This window comes from Lysinibacillus sp. FSL K6-0232, assembly GCF_038008325.1.
In the GTDB taxonomy this organism is placed as follows: domain Bacteria; phylum Bacillota; class Bacilli; order Bacillales_A; family Planococcaceae; genus Lysinibacillus.
Window position 1 is genome coordinate 1,334,359 of record NZ_JBBOYW010000001.1, and the last position, 14,512, is coordinate 1,348,870.

15 protein-coding genes are annotated in these 14,512 nt (G+C 37.5%); 4 read left to right on the top strand and 11 right to left on the bottom strand.

Annotation, left to right across the window (positions count from 1 at the left end):
• Nucleotides 1-1,065 carry an iron-siderophore ABC transporter substrate-binding protein gene (locus MHB42_RS06310; protein ID WP_340805091.1) on the bottom strand — a complete coding sequence of 355 codons (1,065 nt, stop codon included), beginning with the start codon at nucleotides 1,063-1,065 and terminating at the stop codon, nucleotides 1-3.
• A 219-nt stretch (nucleotides 1,066-1,284) separates the two neighbouring features.
• On the opposite strand from MHB42_RS06310, the gene MHB42_RS06315 reads away from it, so the two are divergent.
• From MHB42_RS06315 to MHB42_RS06325, 3 genes are all read left to right on the top strand, one after another.
• The gene (locus tag MHB42_RS06315) at nucleotides 1,285-1,830 is read left to right on the top strand and encodes a DUF6886 family protein (protein WP_340805093.1); all 546 of its coding nucleotides are present in this window, start codon (nucleotides 1,285-1,287) and stop codon (nucleotides 1,828-1,830) included.
• Between the two features lie 32 nt (nucleotides 1,831-1,862).
• The gene (locus tag MHB42_RS06320) at nucleotides 1,863-2,606 is read left to right on the top strand and encodes a DUF4184 family protein (protein WP_340805094.1); all 744 of its coding nucleotides are present in this window, start codon (nucleotides 1,863-1,865) and stop codon (nucleotides 2,604-2,606) included.
• Nucleotides 2,607-3,027: 421 nt separating this feature from the next.
• Nucleotides 3,028-3,480 carry a DUF523 domain-containing protein gene (locus tag MHB42_RS06325; RefSeq protein WP_340805096.1) on the top strand — a complete coding sequence of 151 codons (453 nt, stop codon included), beginning with the start codon at nucleotides 3,028-3,030 and terminating at the stop codon, nucleotides 3,478-3,480.
• A gap of 29 nt (nucleotides 3,481-3,509) precedes the next feature.
• Here MHB42_RS06325 and MHB42_RS06330 read toward each other — a convergent pair whose 3' ends face one another.
• Nucleotides 3,510-4,526: an ABC transporter permease gene (locus MHB42_RS06330; RefSeq protein ID WP_340805097.1), complete on the bottom strand. Its 1,017-nt coding sequence runs from the start codon at nucleotides 4,524-4,526 to the stop codon at nucleotides 3,510-3,512.
• Complete coding sequence (locus tag MHB42_RS06335) at nucleotides 4,523-5,251, bottom strand: ABC transporter ATP-binding protein (RefSeq protein WP_340805098.1); 729 nt, start codon at nucleotides 5,249-5,251, stop codon at nucleotides 4,523-4,525. The genes MHB42_RS06330 and MHB42_RS06335 overlap by 4 nt, the downstream gene beginning before the upstream one ends.
• A gap of 114 nt (nucleotides 5,252-5,365) precedes the next feature.
• Between MHB42_RS06335 and MHB42_RS06340 the strand changes: the two genes are divergently transcribed.
• The gene (locus MHB42_RS06340) at nucleotides 5,366-5,962 is read left to right on the top strand and encodes a TetR/AcrR family transcriptional regulator (RefSeq protein ID WP_340805099.1); all 597 of its coding nucleotides are present in this window, start codon (nucleotides 5,366-5,368) and stop codon (nucleotides 5,960-5,962) included.
• A gap of 35 nt (nucleotides 5,963-5,997) precedes the next feature.
• Here the strand turns inward: MHB42_RS06340 and MHB42_RS06345 are convergent, their stop codons facing one another.
• From MHB42_RS06345 to MHB42_RS06380, 8 genes are all read right to left on the bottom strand, one after another.
• Complete coding sequence (locus MHB42_RS06345; protein WP_340805100.1) at nucleotides 5,998-6,855, bottom strand: hypothetical protein; 858 nt, start codon at nucleotides 6,853-6,855, stop codon at nucleotides 5,998-6,000.
• Nucleotides 6,856-6,957: 102 nt separating this feature from the next.
• A complete protein-coding gene (locus MHB42_RS06350; protein WP_340805101.1) occupies nucleotides 6,958-7,272 on the bottom strand; it encodes a hypothetical protein in 315 nt (104 codons plus the stop codon).
• Between the two features lie 165 nt (nucleotides 7,273-7,437).
• Nucleotides 7,438-8,298 (bottom strand): YitT family protein, encoded by an 861-nt coding sequence (locus tag MHB42_RS06355; protein WP_340805102.1) that lies wholly within the window; start codon nucleotides 8,296-8,298, stop codon nucleotides 7,438-7,440.
• 32 nt (nucleotides 8,299-8,330) lie between these two features.
• A complete protein-coding gene (locus MHB42_RS06360; RefSeq protein ID WP_340805103.1) occupies nucleotides 8,331-8,870 on the bottom strand; it encodes a transcriptional regulator in 540 nt (179 codons plus the stop codon).
• A gap of 455 nt (nucleotides 8,871-9,325) precedes the next feature.
• A complete protein-coding gene (locus MHB42_RS06365; protein ID WP_340805105.1) occupies nucleotides 9,326-10,090 on the bottom strand; it encodes an ABC transporter ATP-binding protein in 765 nt (254 codons plus the stop codon).
• On the bottom strand, nucleotides 10,087-12,414 hold the full coding sequence (locus MHB42_RS06370) for an ABC transporter permease (RefSeq protein ID WP_340805106.1): 2,328 nt from the start codon (nucleotides 12,412-12,414) through the stop codon (nucleotides 10,087-10,089). The genes MHB42_RS06365 and MHB42_RS06370 overlap by 4 nt, the downstream gene beginning before the upstream one ends.
• A gap of 8 nt (nucleotides 12,415-12,422) precedes the next feature.
• On the bottom strand, nucleotides 12,423-13,670 hold the full coding sequence (locus MHB42_RS06375) for an MFS transporter (RefSeq protein ID WP_340805108.1): 1,248 nt from the start codon (nucleotides 13,668-13,670) through the stop codon (nucleotides 12,423-12,425).
• 82 nt (nucleotides 13,671-13,752) lie between these two features.
• A complete protein-coding gene (locus tag MHB42_RS06380; protein ID WP_340805110.1) occupies nucleotides 13,753-14,388 on the bottom strand; it encodes a TetR/AcrR family transcriptional regulator in 636 nt (211 codons plus the stop codon).
• Nucleotides 14,389-14,512: the final 124 nt, after the last annotated feature.

Genomic DNA, 14,512 nt, shown 5'->3' on the forward strand with positions numbered 1-14,512 from the left:
TTACTTCACATTTTTTGCAACGTCTGAGATTAAGGATAGGTATTCATCAATTGTATAAGCAATTGATAGTGGGCTAGGCGTACCAGCGGCTGCAAGCGGTGTATTATCACCAATCACAACAACATTGCCATTTTGAATAGCAGGTACTTTCCCTAAAATTGGGTCAGCTTGTAATGCAGGTAAAGTTGTATCATCTCCATAAGCAATGAAAATTTCTACATCAGCTAAAGCATCTGCGTTTTCAGCACTTAATTCAATATAGAAGCTACTGTCATCTGTAATTTGCTGTTTAATGCTTTCAGGATATTCCATCCCTAGCTCCACTAAAAATTCACCACGTGGGTCAGCAGGCGTATAAATATAGAATTTTGATAAGTCTGTTGCGCTAAACATAGCAAATGCTGCTTTTTTACCTTTAATTTCAGGATGCTCATTCACTTTATCTTGAATTAATTTTTCTGTATCTGCGATTAATTGCTGACCTTCAGCAGCCATCCCCATACCTTGCGAATTTAATGTAATTTGGTCACGCCAAGAAGTTACCCAAGGAATTTCTTTATAGGCAACAACGGGTGCGATTTGGCTTAATGTATCGTACTCCTCTTGTGTAATACCAGAGTATGCAGCAAGAATAACATCTGGATTAGAGTCTGCAATTGCCTCAAAGTCTAAACCATCAGTATCTTGATAAATGTTTGGATTTTCTTCACCAAGCTCCTTTAATTTTTCCGCAGTCCAAGGAAGCATCAATTCACCATCTTGAACACCATAGTTTGCTGCGGAGAAGCCTACAGGAACAATACCAAGTGCTAAGGCAACATCATGGTTAGACCAAGCAATTGTTGCGACACGCTCAGGCTTTTTTTCAATAACTGTTTCACCAAAAGCATGTTGAATCGTAATTGGATATTGCTGTTCATCAGTCGTTTCTGATGTATTGTCTTTCGGTTGTTCGTCATCTTTTTTAGCAGTGTCCTCATTAGAAGAATTAGAGCATGCTGCTAAAGCAAAAACGAGTAATGACACTAGCATTAATAGCAGCATAGAATTTTTCATTTTTAGCATGTTAGTAACCTCACTTTATTTTCTCGAATGATAATGATAATCTTTATCACTAGAATAAAATAATACGCTTATTTTAATGAAAGTCAATACAATTTTTTGGCATTTTGTCGTTGTGGAGAAGGAAGAAAGCTGAACACTTTTAAAATATTAGTCTTGCTTCATATATAGAAAAAAGTAATATAACAAGAGAGGGAATTCAACGAAAAAGGAGGAATGACCTTGCGCTTATTTCACGTAAGTGAGAACCCTACTATAGAAATTTTTTATCCCCGTATACCAAAGCGGCAAGATTTAGATACAACAAAAGGGCTTGTATGGGCAATCAATGAAAGATGCTTACCAAATTATTTAACACCGCGAAACTGTCCACGTGTATGTTTTCATGCAGGGGCACAAACAACGGAGCAAGATAAACGAAGCTATCTCTCAACTGCGTCACATGTAGTCGTTATTGAAAGAAAATGGTTTGAAGTATTGAAAAATACGAAACTGTATTTATATGAGTTTGATAGCAGAGAATTTATATTACAGGATGACAATGCAGGCTATTATATTAGTGAGAGAGCGCAAATGCCCATTGCTATCTTTGAGCTTGATGATGTCTATCAAGCATTATTGGTACGGAATGTTGAACTGCGAATCGTAGATAGCTTATGGGACATTTATGATGAAATCCAACAGACAACATTAAATTGGTCAATGTGCAGAATGCGTTTTGCACAGCCTCGATATAGGGAAAACTGTTCTGATAGTAACTTTTCTTAGGCGAAAGCGTCTGAACAAATGGAGGTGAGCGTATGCCATTAACATTTGCACATCCAGCTGCCGTGCTGCCTTTTTCGAGAAAAAGCAAATATATTCATTTTTCAGCGCTTGTACTAGGAAGCATGGCTCCTGACTTTGAATATTTTGTGAGAGGCAGACCAATCGCAGAAATTGGTCATAGCTTAACAGGCTTCTTTATGTTTAATTTACCGCTTATAATGCTTTTTTATATAATTTATCGTGTATGCATCTCGCAAAGCCTTATGCAGCATTTACCAAGATGGTTGCAAGATATAACCTATCAGCCATTAACTAAAAGCAAGCTGATCAATGTAATTATTTTTAGTTATTCAGCACTCTTGGGAATGCTAACGCATGTTGTTTGGGATTCCTTTACACATCAGCATGGGTTTATGGTGACAAAATTAACCATACTATCACAAACCATCCAGATAGGCGGTTTTCAAATACCTATTTATAAATTATTACAGCATGGTAGCACATTGCTTGGAATTGCGTTAATTATAGGCTATGTATATAAGAGAGCAGCCCATTCTTCCAAGAGCTCCTTACCAACTATATATCCAAAGCAGAAATACCTTTTTTGGATGGCTGTTTTTGGCGTAACATTTAGTTTTATATGCTTGTGGTATGCTATTGCTTGGCAGCCATTACACAGCTATGGCATCTTAGTCGTCCGTACAGTTGACGCATTTTTCTGTAGCCTATTAACGATTTCCTTGTTAACTACATATAAAAGGAGATGCTTTGAGTAACCCGAGAAACATCTCCTTTTATTGAATTATTTCCTTTTTAGCTTGGACAAGAGGAAGAATAAATAGATAATAAAGCTTGCATAAACTATTAGCCAAAGAAATCGCCAATAAAAATGATTTGGTATCGTCTTTAGCTGGTCGCCGCTATTCATGATTTCAAGTGAAAGATGGAGTGGCGGTAGCAGCCAAATAAGCCCTTTGATTTGCAAAATAGAATCCTTTAGCGTTGCTAAGACTAATGTAAGTAATAAGATACTTGAACTACCCCCACTTACTCGCTAACGCTCCTTGAAGTGGGAGTCTTCTGTCGGAAAACGATAAAACGCCTGATTATTTTCAAACATAGTGGGGGCAGTATAGGCTTCGTTATCGTGCTACACTTATGAGAGAGCAATCAGCTATAAGGAAATGAGGGATAGTCATGATTTTAATTAGCGCTTGTTTAGCAGGGTTGAATATTCGGTACAATGGCACAAATAGTTTGGATGAGCAAATACAAAAGCTTGTACTAGACAATAAGGCTGTCACGGTTTGCCCTGAGCTTATGGGAGGCTTTTCAACACCCCGTGAACCTGCTGAAATTGTAGGTGGCATTGGAGAAGATGTTCTCGATGGAAAAGCAGCCGTGGTTGAAAAATCAGGTCGTGATGTTACAGAGCTATATGTCAAGGGTGCTTATGCAACATTGCACAAGGCACTAGAAGTAGGCGCAACAAAGGTTATTTTAAAGGAATATAGCCCATCCTGTGGCAGTGTGATGATTTATAATGGTGATTTTAACGGTACTAAAATCGCTGGGGCAGGGGTAACGACTGCGCTATTACGAAGACATGGCATTGAGGTGCTATCAGAGGAAGATTTTCAAAACGTCTAAGGCTCTGCTTTAGAACCTTAGACGATGACTTATAATGAACGATATTTTTTTAAGCTTATAATATTTAAGACAATAAAGACGATGGCAAAACAAGCGAGCACAATGAGATTTAGCAGAATCTCGTTGAAGGAATAGCCTTTATACATCACACCATTTAAAGCATCTGCTGCATAATACAGAGGCATAATATGACCGAGATTTTGCAGCCATTCCGCCATATTATCAAGCGGGAAAAGCCCTGAAAAAAATACCTGTGGCACAATGACCAACGGAATAAATTGCATCATTTGAAACTCTGACGCCGCAAAGCTTGATAGCAATGCACCTAAGGATAGGGATACAAGGGCAACCATCATATTAATCAATAAAACAAGCCAAATCGAGCCAATATGGACAATATCAAGTACATAAATACCAAATAACACAATAATAATTGTTTGTAGCAGGGCAAATAAACCGTAGCCAATCATATAGCCTGCGACAATCTCTGAGCGTTTAATAGGTGTTGCCAGCAACCGCTCCAATGTGCCTGAAGTACGTTCTTTTAATAAAGCGATGCCTGTAATTAAAAAGACAAAGAAGAACACAAAAAAGCCAATTAGCATAGGACTAAAAATATCAAAAATAACTGTATCCCTATCACCATAAATATAGTCTGTTTCGAGATTACCTGTAGAAACTTGCGTAGGCTGTAAAATTTGTGCCAACTGCATCGTTAAAAGCTTTGCCTGAGAAGGGTCATCATTTAATAAAGTGAGCTTTATAGTCTGTTGGTCGATAGCCAGCCAGCCAGTGTACTCTTTTTCTGCTAACTGCTTTTTAGTAAAATCTTGATCTTCAATAATTGTAAAATCTGTGCTCTCTAGCTTTTCCATAAGTGGTGCAGAACCATTGGAAACAACAAGTGTAATCGCAGGCTCATTACTATTAAAAATAAAGTACATTAATGAGAGTACAAGAAGTGGTGCTAAAAATAGTAAGGCGAGCGTGCGTTTATCTCGTTTCATTTGTTGAGTAATTCTTGTGATAATGGCGCCTATTCTCATTGTACATCACCTCCAGCTTTTAAAAACACCTCATCAAAATCTTTCGCTTGATAATGTGCTTTTAATGCTTGCGGTGTGCCCTGTGCAATAATATGTCCACTTCTTAGCATGGCTAGCTGATCGCATCTTTCCGCCTCATCCATTGCATGGGTTGTGACTAAAATCGTTTTTTGTTCTTCCTCTTTTAAACGAATAAGCTCTTGCCAAATCTCCCTTTTTAGCACAGGGTCAATACCAACTGTTGGCTCATCTAAAATTAATAGCTGTGGATTTTGAATAAGTGCAATGGCAAGCGATAATCTACGCTTCATTCCTCCAGAATAATTGATGACTTTTTGCTGTAGATCATCTGTTAAGCGCACAAGATTGGCAGCATAGGCTACACGCTCCATACGCTCCTCTTTTGACAAACAATAAAGCCTTGCAAAAAAATGTAGATTCTCTGCACCTGTTAAATCTTGATAAAGCGCATCATTTTGTGCCATATAGCCAATAGCTTTTAATAATTGCTGATGCGGCACAGCAAAATCCAATACTTGAATAGTGCCTTGATCTGGCTTTAGCATCCCCATAATCATTTTAATCAATGTTGTTTTGCCACAGCCTGATGGACCAAGCAAGCCCATTAATTGTCCCTTTGGAATAGCCAAGGAAAGAGGGGCAATAACCTGTTTATGCTTAAAGCTTTTTTCAAGGTTATGAATAGAAATAGCATAGCTCTCCATAACGATCACTCCTTCACTGAACACAGTGTTGATTTGATAAAAATTTTACGGTAGCATAGGAGCAAATACAATAAACAGTTTGCAGCCATGTGTTAAGTAAATGGAGGAGTAGCTATGTCGATACATGAACAAATGACATTTGAAACAAAGCAGGCGATAAAAAAAGCATTTATTCAACAAATGGAGGAGGTAGGCTTTGAGCGTGTAACCGTTAAAAATTTAGCATTAACCGCCCATATTAATCGAGGCACATTTTATTTACATTATGCGGATAAATTTGCGGTAATGGAGGATATCCAGCAGGAGTTATTGATGGAGCTAGAGAGTCGTGTCAAAAAGGTGCAGCCAGTGGAAGCCTTTCAAACTTTACAAACAGGGCATCTATATCCACCATTTATCAATGTGATTACATGCATTAAAGAACATGCCCCTGCCTTTCGGGTGTTACTAGGAGAGCAGGGAAGCCCTACATTTGCGAAAAAGGTAAAAATAATTTTTAGCAATCATATTTTAGATCGATTAGCCATTGTACGCAAAGAAGTGCAAGACCCAGAATTCCAGCAATATTTCCAAGCCTTTATTGCTTCTGCTATTTTAGGTGTCATTCAGGAATGGCTAGATAGAGGAAATCAGGATTTAAGCGTGGAGGAAATGGTTATGATTCATTTTCGATTACTAAGATTTGTCGGCACGCTTGTATCCTCAGTCTAAAAAAAGAACATGAGGGTAGTAGCCCATCATGTTCCTTATTTTTCATAGTAATCATTCAGTGCAACCTCTAAACGCTCTGCTAAATGCTGTGAAATATAGCGTAGCACAAATTGCTCCTTTTCCATTTCAATTTGGGAGGATTTAAACATCCTTGTCAAAAAGCCTGCTTTATGATTAAGCGCAAATTGCTGTAATGCCTCCGTTCGTAAAGTCGATACGATTTCATTTTCAATATGGCGCTCTCGAATTTTTTGCACAATATCCTTTACGCTATTTTCTTGCAGCTCAAAAATTTGCTGTTGAAGATGGTTATTTTCCTGCTGAAGTGCCAATGTTTCTTGCTGAATTGTATACGTAAAAAAATCCTGATTAATAGTTACCTGCAAAGCCTCCTGCTCATCATTTGGTACAAACTGAAAAAGCCCTGTTTGTATCATTTGATGCAAAACATTTCCAAGCACATCTACCTTATGAGAGAGCTCCTCTGCATCACTTGTTGTAGCAGTAATTTGATGCTTGAGTAGCTGACCATGATCATCAAGCCCAAGTAGATGTTTAATCCCCTTTACACGGTACTCATCCTTTAATAATAAAATCATGCGTAGTCTGACGATAGCTGGAAGATATAAACGAATATTACCATTTGCGTTAGGCGTGGTATTGTCAAAAATATATTGCTCAAATGGTTTTAAATAATAGCGTAGCATCGCATCTGTACTATCAAACCAGCTAGCAACCTCTGCAATCGTATAATGTTGGGCTTCATCAATAGTTGTTAAATAAGCATCCTGATAGAGAACTTCCTCTAAAGGCGTATGTTGTAGCACAGCAAATAACGGATCACCCTGCACAATTTTCAGTACCATCTCTTTTGCATCATTTACTTTCAGCATCCTTTCACACCCCACTTTATTTTTCACATAACGAAAATTACTCTTTATATAGGTTTCTATTCTACTAATAGCAATTGTATGCATATTTTTTGTAAGAAATAATTAAGATGATTCAAGTTGATAGACGGTTATCATATGATGTGTTTGCTGACGATTGGAAACTATTTCGTGCATTGTAGCTAAAAGAGCCGTATTGTTAATCAAAATTTGAATTTCTGTCTGCTTATATTGCTGTTGAAGGTCAATAATATAATCTCTAATAATTGATAGGTGAGAAGGATGTTTGATTTCTACTTCAACAAAAAATGGCAATGTTAAATGAGGAAGCCTGAGATTACCTCCACGCCGAATCCAAACTGCTTCTTGCTGATAATAACGGATAGGTAATTGACGGTTGCTAGCAATAAAAAGGTCCATAGGGGCTCCTCCTTTGAGTGTCTAAGGAAAGTGACGGATAGAATGGCAAAAGTGACGGATAGCACTTCGAGAATGACGGATAGAACAGCAGAAGTGGCGGATAGACTCCCATGAAATAAAATAAAGAGGGACCCTAGCAAATTGTAGGCTCCCACCTTATATAAATTAGTGAATATCACGCTTCTTAAAGTTACCACCACGAACCTCAGCAACATCTGAAATTACCACAAAAGCTCCATCGTCGATATCTTTAATAATAGAAACTAGCTTAGTTTCCTCCATACGGTTAATAACGCAGTATAAAATTTCAGTTGGTTCGTTAGAGAAGCCACCACGCCCATGTGTGTAGGTAATACCACGCCCTAAACGAGCTTGGATAGCATCACCAATTTCCTCTGACTTGGCACTGACCACACGGACTTCTTTCGATTTTTCTAAACCTGCCTGAATAATATCAATCACATTTTTCGCAATATAGTAGGTTAATGCTGAATATAAGGCACTTTCTAAGCCGAAAATAAAGCTTGCCCCTAAGAAAATAAAGGCATTAATAAATAATATAATATCACCGACTGAAAATGGTACTTTACGTGATAATAGAACAGCTAATACCTCAGTACCATCTAAAGCACCGCCATTACGTAAGACAATTCCAATACCAACACCAAGCAAGATACCGCCCGATAAAACAATGAGAAGGGGATCGCTTGGTCCTAAAATTGTTTCAACATCATGTAACAAAACTGTAGCAATAGATAGCGCAGCAATACCTATACTACTCATTAAAGCAAATGTTCTTCCTACTTGTTTATAGCCAATATAAACAAATGGAATATTTAAGATGAACAGTAGCACTCCTAATGGAATACCAAAAAGATGTGCTCCCATAATACTAATCCCTGTTACACCGCCATCAATAACGTTGTTTGGAATTAATACTGCCTCCAGTCCATAGCCAGCAATAGCTGCGCCAATAACAATCATAATAAATTTTCGTATAGTTTCTGATAACTTTCCTTTTTTCATAAATCTTCTCCATTTCTTTAGACAAAATCGACCTAAGGTTTTGGAATAATATTGATCGCAATTGTTTTTGTTTCAGCGTCCTTACTTGAGTCAGCCATATTATAGTATTTGGTTAATAAATCATTTAATTCACGATCAAAACTCATAAATTGATCTTTTGTTAATGTCAAATCAGCTAAGGAAAAAGTTGCTAAATCTGTCGTGCTTTCTTTTTCATCAAGGGAATGTAAATAATTTTGATATTGTGATAACAAAGCCAATTGATAGTAGGAAATATAATTTAATTTTTGCTTTGTTGTAAGCTGTGTCCAATCCTCCTTACTTAGTTTTGCTGCTCCTTCATTTAATGCATAAAATTTCTCTGTAACGGAACGTACCTTTCGTTCCTTCACAATTTTTATAATGTTTTCATCGACTAAAATTTGGATATGACGATATAAGGTAGCCTGTGGTACATCCTTAATAACAGAAATCATCTCCAACGTGCTTAAACCTTCTTCTTTATTGTGCATCAGAGCCTGTAAAATTTTCATTCTCACAGGATGCATTAATACCTCTGCTTTATTACGCATTAACCGATCCTCCTATCAAGAAAAATGAGATGGTATCAGGGGAAGCAATCGAATGTTATCAATATGAGAACATTATCAAAAAATATAATATATATTTTTTTTAAAGATGTACAGTAAAAAGGTAATGCAATTTTTATTATCTATTGTTGTTATTATTGATAATGAGAAGATCTTAAAAATAAATTACGTGATAGATTTGCAAAATTTGCTCAACTTGATTAGGAAGCATTCTTTCGCTCCTTCTAGCTTTTTTACTCGTGGGATTTTTATTTATCTGGACACCGATAGATAAAAGGGGATATTTTAATATGTAAGATGTAATCACCTTTATTTCTAAATATAGGGGATAAATGCATTGTGAAAATCTGGCTGGTAGCTTCGCCTTATTCGCAAAGGACATATCTTAAAATTGCTTTTCAGACACGTCCTTTGTTGTTTTAGCCTAACCTTTTTTATTAAAACCCAAGCTGCACAAGCCAACGATTCAACTGTTGCTCTCGTTTAGATAAATCATTATTTATAGGATTGTATTTTCCTAGAGTTGTTTCAGCAATAATTTCGCCATCGAGCATAAATAATACACGCTCGGTTTTTGCAGCAACTTTGGCATCATGGGTAGCAAGTAAAATCGTTGTGCCTTCTTGGTTAATCGTTGCTAAGACGTCCATTACCTCTGAAGTAGCGGCTGTATTTAAAGCCCCTGTTGGTTCATCGCCAAATAAAATGACTGGGTTGTTTATTAATGCACGGCAAATGGCAACCCTTTGTAATTGCCCACCAGATGCTTGAGTAATATCGTTCTTAGCTAATTGTGCAATACCTAGCTTTACCATTAGCTGTGTAGCGCGCATATTAATTTTTTGACGGCTTTCTTTTTTCGCTAAATAAGCAGATAAAATGATATTGTCGAATAAATTTAAATTTTTTAATAGATGGTGCTGTTGAAAAATAAAGCCCATTGCTTCAAGTCGTAATTGTGCTAATTGTGGCTCAGCCATCGTGCCAATAGTATGCTGTAGAAAGGTAATATGACCTGATGTTGCTTGATCCATGCCACTGACTGTATAAAGTAAAGTAGATTTACCACAGCCTGAGGGCCCCATAATCGCAACAAACTCTCCCTTTTGAAGGGTCAGCTGAATATTTTTCAATACGTGCTGCTCTGTATTGCCGAGAACATATATTTTGTGTAAATGCTGTACTTCTAAAATTGTCATCATTCGTTTCCTCCTAATGTTGTAATGGCAGATTGTCGTTGTAGCTTTGCCGTTGCTAATACAACAGTCCACGTAACGGCGCAAATAAATAATAATGGATAGAAGAAATACACCTGTAATGGCTGGCTTATTAATGTAATATGTGATGCACCAATAAGCATAGCGAGCCTGTTAATTAAATATTGCCCAAGAGTGTTAGATAAAATTGTTCCTATTATAATGGCGATAATTAAAAGCGTTATGGCACGTGTTATATATTGTGTGCGAATCGCTTGCTTCGAAAAGCCTAACCTTTGTAAAATGGCGATTTGCCTTGCATCCCTTGCAAGCAGCATATTGATAAACATCGCTGTAATACATACCGTAATAGATAAGGATATGATAATAGCCAGCAGGGTAATTTGCTTGAGCTGTGCAATATTTGAACCAAGTGTTTGTGCAATATAATGTGTCATATTTGTAATTTTAGCTGTTTTAAATAGCTCACGATATGTTTCTATTTTTTCTTGAGCCGCAACGCCATCTATAATATTTACGCTAATGACATACCAAAGAATAGGAGTAGCCGAGCTGATTGACAACTGTGCTTTTGCTGTTTTACCACCGTTGGTAATATCCTGATAAATACCTGAAACGGTTAATTGCTTCGGCACTTTTTCAACAATAACAGTTAATGAATCGCCTATATCCACGGCGAGTTCGCGTGCCTGTAAAACGGAGAGGGCAATCGAATCCTTTTGTGTCGGTGCAACCCCTTCCACATAACGTAAAGGAAATGCTGTAAAATCACCAATCTCCACCTGTATGCTGTCATATTGTCCATTTGCGACCTCTACCATAAACCTTGCTGTTGTAAATATTGTATATTTTTCCACCTCTACATCTTGTGCAAGGGTAGCTTGCATAGCTTCAAATTGCCTGCGAGTATTGTCGTTGTAGGGCAGGTCGATGCGTATATCACTTTTACTCGCGCCCATATACGTAATAAAGTCTGGTGATTTCACTGTTTGCAGTAAATTCAGTGGCACAAGCATCATAAAGCAGGCTATAATAAAAACTGCACCAATTAAGCGATATATTGGAAAGCGTGCTGCAATATCTTTTATGCCAAGTAATAGGTTGATAGATGGAAATTTACTGCTAGCAATTGCAATCGCTTTCTCTGTCGCAGCTCCTTGCCGAAAAGCTTCTACTACAGAAATACGTTCACAGCTTTTTAAAATGATGTAGCAATATAAAAGGGCGATTAAACAAATTATCGCGACACTGCTAAGCGACAATAAATAGTGAAGTGTGGTCATATGAAATTGCCCCAAATAGTGCGCCATATTTGCAGTAAAGTGCTGTATGATAAACAATGATAGCAGGTAACCACTAATGCCAGCCAGCAGAGTAATCGCAATATATTTTCCTAAATAAAGCAGGCGAATTTGCTTATTCGCAATGCCGATCCCCTTCATAACAGCAATTTCACGCACATCCTCCTCCAATGTTGTCATAACTGTTAAACGAATGCAGAGCATCGCAACAACCATTAAAAGAGCACTTAGAAAAAGCACAATTAACACATTTAGACCGTCTGTTAGCATATTCAGCATCTTAAAAAGTGGGTACGTAATCGTTGGTCCTTGCTGTGGCAAATCAGATGCCTGATATAATTGCTCTAGCTGCTGTATTTGTGCCTGCTCCGTCACTAGAAATTCAATTAAATATTCATGCTGTGCTATTGATTGTGCTAAAGAATGCCAATCCTCCTGATGAATCACAAAGCGCTTAGAGCTAACAATGGATGGATTCATTTGTACATCACGTGTAAAGCTTGAAATAGTAAATTCCTTGTCGACTTGCTCATTGGCAAACCAAATTTTATCGCCAAGCTGCAAATGATATTTTTCCATATAATAAATCGGTACGGCAATTTCTCCTTGTGCAACCTGTAGTGGTTGATTTGTTTCATCTAATAGCAAATCAAATAACTGGTTTTGAGTAACGAAGCTAATATCCATTACACTGCCATTCATTGCCTCACTTTGTGAGCGATTTTCAATAAAAAGCTGTGTTTGTTCAATTGTCAGCATATCAACGATTTGCTGGGCTTCAATAAAAGGATGCTCCATAACAAATGTATCAATTTGCTGCTGATTAATGGGACCTGCATGCATTTGCACAAAGTGGGGTGCTTTTGCCTGCTGAAAAAATTGCTCTACAGATGTAAATAAATGAACAATCATTGTTGTCGCACTTGCCATTAAAAAAGAAGAAAGCAATATAAAGGCGATTAAAGTTAAAGTTAGGATGGGATTTCGTATAATATCTCGTTGTGCCATACGCAAAATCATAGCATTTCCTCACTTTCTTTCTGCTGCCACATTTTTTTTGCTAGAAGGGCTAGTAGCAATACGGCGCAGCTCATTAGTAATACCGACCAATACATAGCATGCTGTGTTGCTTCAAAGACGATGCCATATAAAATTTGGCCAAAGGGAGCAGTACACTGAGCGCTTGCTGTAATAATAGCCATTACTTTACCGAGATGTGCATTGGGTGTTTGCTTTTGCACAGCCGTGATTACGAAAATAGAGAGTATCGTAATCAGCATTGCAATCGCAATACTACAGCCTATAAAAATTAAAATGGATAAAATAAAGCTTTGCTGTAATAAGAAAGGTGTTACTGTAAGGGCAATCGGTATCGTCAATAATGCAATGACTAAAAGCCATTGATAGAGTCGATTCATGCGTAGATGCTTGGCAAATAACCCAATAGATAATGCACCGATAATTGTAGCAAAATCAATAATCCCCATTGCTATACCATAGAGCATATCGCTCACCTGCATTGCCATTCGCAAAATAATCGGGACAGCGACAATAAAGAAGGGTGTTAATAAAAAATTTAAGCTTGCTGCAAGGACAATGCACTTTACAATAAAGTTATGCTGACCAACGTATCGAAATCCTATTTGCAAATCTTTTAAAATGGGTGGTGGCTGTGTCTGCTTGGAAAAAGGAATTTTAATAAATATTTCCAAGATGGCAGAGCAAAAAAACAAAATGGCACTAACCATAACAAGTGTTTTGAAAGGTAGTATAGCGTATAGTACACCACCCAAAACAGGCGCAGCTACTTGTGATAATGCCTGTATTGCTTGAACAATACCATTTGCCTGCTCTAACTTATTGTCTGCGACAAGAAGTGGAATACTAGCGATAACAGCAGGCGAATACATAGCGCTAATCAATGCTAATAAAGTCATAACAATACCAATCACAACAATGGATGGCTGTTGCAGCAATAAAGATAAAAATAAGCAACAAATAATAACACCACTGGCTATATCAAATAGAACCATTAAATTACGCCGATTAAAGCGATCAGCCAGTGCTCCACCGATGGGTGATAAAAGAAGTGGAAGGCTGGATAGTGCGAGCAATCCAGCAAATATATCAGCTCTTCCAGTTATATCTAATACATAAAGTGATAAAGCAAAGCGCAATAAAGCAGCTCCTAAAATGGAAATGATCTGACCTAATACAACAAGTATAAAATCCTTTGAAAAAGCAGGTTTACGAATAGATGTCATAAGGTCCTCCTTCTATATTAGACCGACTGTCGGTCTATATTGTTGGAAAATAGAAAGCGAATCTAGATTGAATCGCTTTACATTAAGATGATTTTAATAAAATGTCTAGCATTTGTTGAAAGCTCCCTGCTTTTGCTCCTAAAGCACGCTCCATTAGCTGGACAAAAGCTGTTGCTCTTTGTAACATCTCCTCTGGCTCCCATTGAAAGAAGCCATCATCGAAAACAACCTGTGCAGAAACGAGTAAAAACTCGACTGTTTCCCTTGGGTAATCTGTATCAAAAATCTTTTCCTCAATGCCTTGCTGAATGACCTCTGTTAAAATGGGTGATAGCCGGTTAACAGCCTGCACTAAGCTTTTTTGATGCATTTCTGCGTTATCTGGCTGATGAAAATGCTCAATTAATTGCTCTTTTTGATCCCCTTGCTGTGGTGCTTGTGCTAGTAAAATCGCAAATAATTTCTCTATTGCTGACATAGTGGAATCACGGGCAATATGCTGCGCCTTTGCTACATCTGCTTGAATAATGCGCTCAATGATGGCATCTAGCACTTCCTCTTTCGATTTGAAGTAATGATAAAAAGTGCCTTTCGCAATGCCGATTGCCTGTAAAATATCATTGATGGTTGTTTTCATATAGCCCTTTGTAACAAAAAGTGTCTGAGCGGTATTTAATATTTCATTGCGCCGCTCCTCATGCTCTTTGACAACTCTCATGTTGAATGCCTCCTGATATGACCGACTGTCGGTCTATTCTTATTATATGCATAGCTTATTGAAAAATGCAAGATATATTGCTTATCTTTGCTGTTGCAAGCAATTGAGTAGATATAAACTTAAT

Coding starts and splice junctions, on each gene's coding strand:
- MHB42_RS06340 (WP_340805099.1), top strand. CDS start 5,366: ATGTCGATACATGAACAAATGACATTTGAAACAAAGCAGGCGATAAAA.
- MHB42_RS06310 (WP_340805091.1), bottom strand. CDS start 1,065: ATGCTAAAAATGAAAAATTCTATGCTGCTATTAATGCTAGTGTCATTA.
- MHB42_RS06360 (WP_340805103.1), bottom strand. CDS start 8,870: ATGCGTAATAAAGCAGAGGTATTAATGCATCCTGTGAGAATGAAAATT.
- MHB42_RS06350 (WP_340805101.1), bottom strand. CDS start 7,272: ATGGACCTTTTTATTGCTAGCAACCGTCAATTACCTATCCGTTATTAT.
- MHB42_RS06365 (WP_340805105.1), bottom strand. CDS start 10,090: ATGATGACAATTTTAGAAGTACAGCATTTACACAAAATATATGTTCTC.
- MHB42_RS06355 (WP_340805102.1), bottom strand. CDS start 8,298: ATGAAAAAAGGAAAGTTATCAGAAACTATACGAAAATTTATTATGATT.
- MHB42_RS06330 (WP_340805097.1), bottom strand. CDS start 4,526: ATGAGAATAGGCGCCATTATCACAAGAATTACTCAACAAATGAAACGA.
- MHB42_RS06375 (WP_340805108.1), bottom strand. CDS start 13,670: ATGACATCTATTCGTAAACCTGCTTTTTCAAAGGATTTTATACTTGTT.
- MHB42_RS06345 (WP_340805100.1), bottom strand. CDS start 6,855: ATGCTGAAAGTAAATGATGCAAAAGAGATGGTACTGAAAATTGTGCAG.
- MHB42_RS06335 (WP_340805098.1), bottom strand. CDS start 5,251: ATGGAGAGCTATGCTATTTCTATTCATAACCTTGAAAAAAGCTTTAAG.
- MHB42_RS06320 (WP_340805094.1), top strand. CDS start 1,863: ATGCCATTAACATTTGCACATCCAGCTGCCGTGCTGCCTTTTTCGAGA.
- MHB42_RS06380 (WP_340805110.1), bottom strand. CDS start 14,388: ATGAGAGTTGTCAAAGAGCATGAGGAGCGGCGCAATGAAATATTAAAT.
- MHB42_RS06325 (WP_340805096.1), top strand. CDS start 3,028: ATGATTTTAATTAGCGCTTGTTTAGCAGGGTTGAATATTCGGTACAAT.
- MHB42_RS06370 (WP_340805106.1), bottom strand. CDS start 12,414: ATGGCACAACGAGATATTATACGAAATCCCATCCTAACTTTAACTTTA.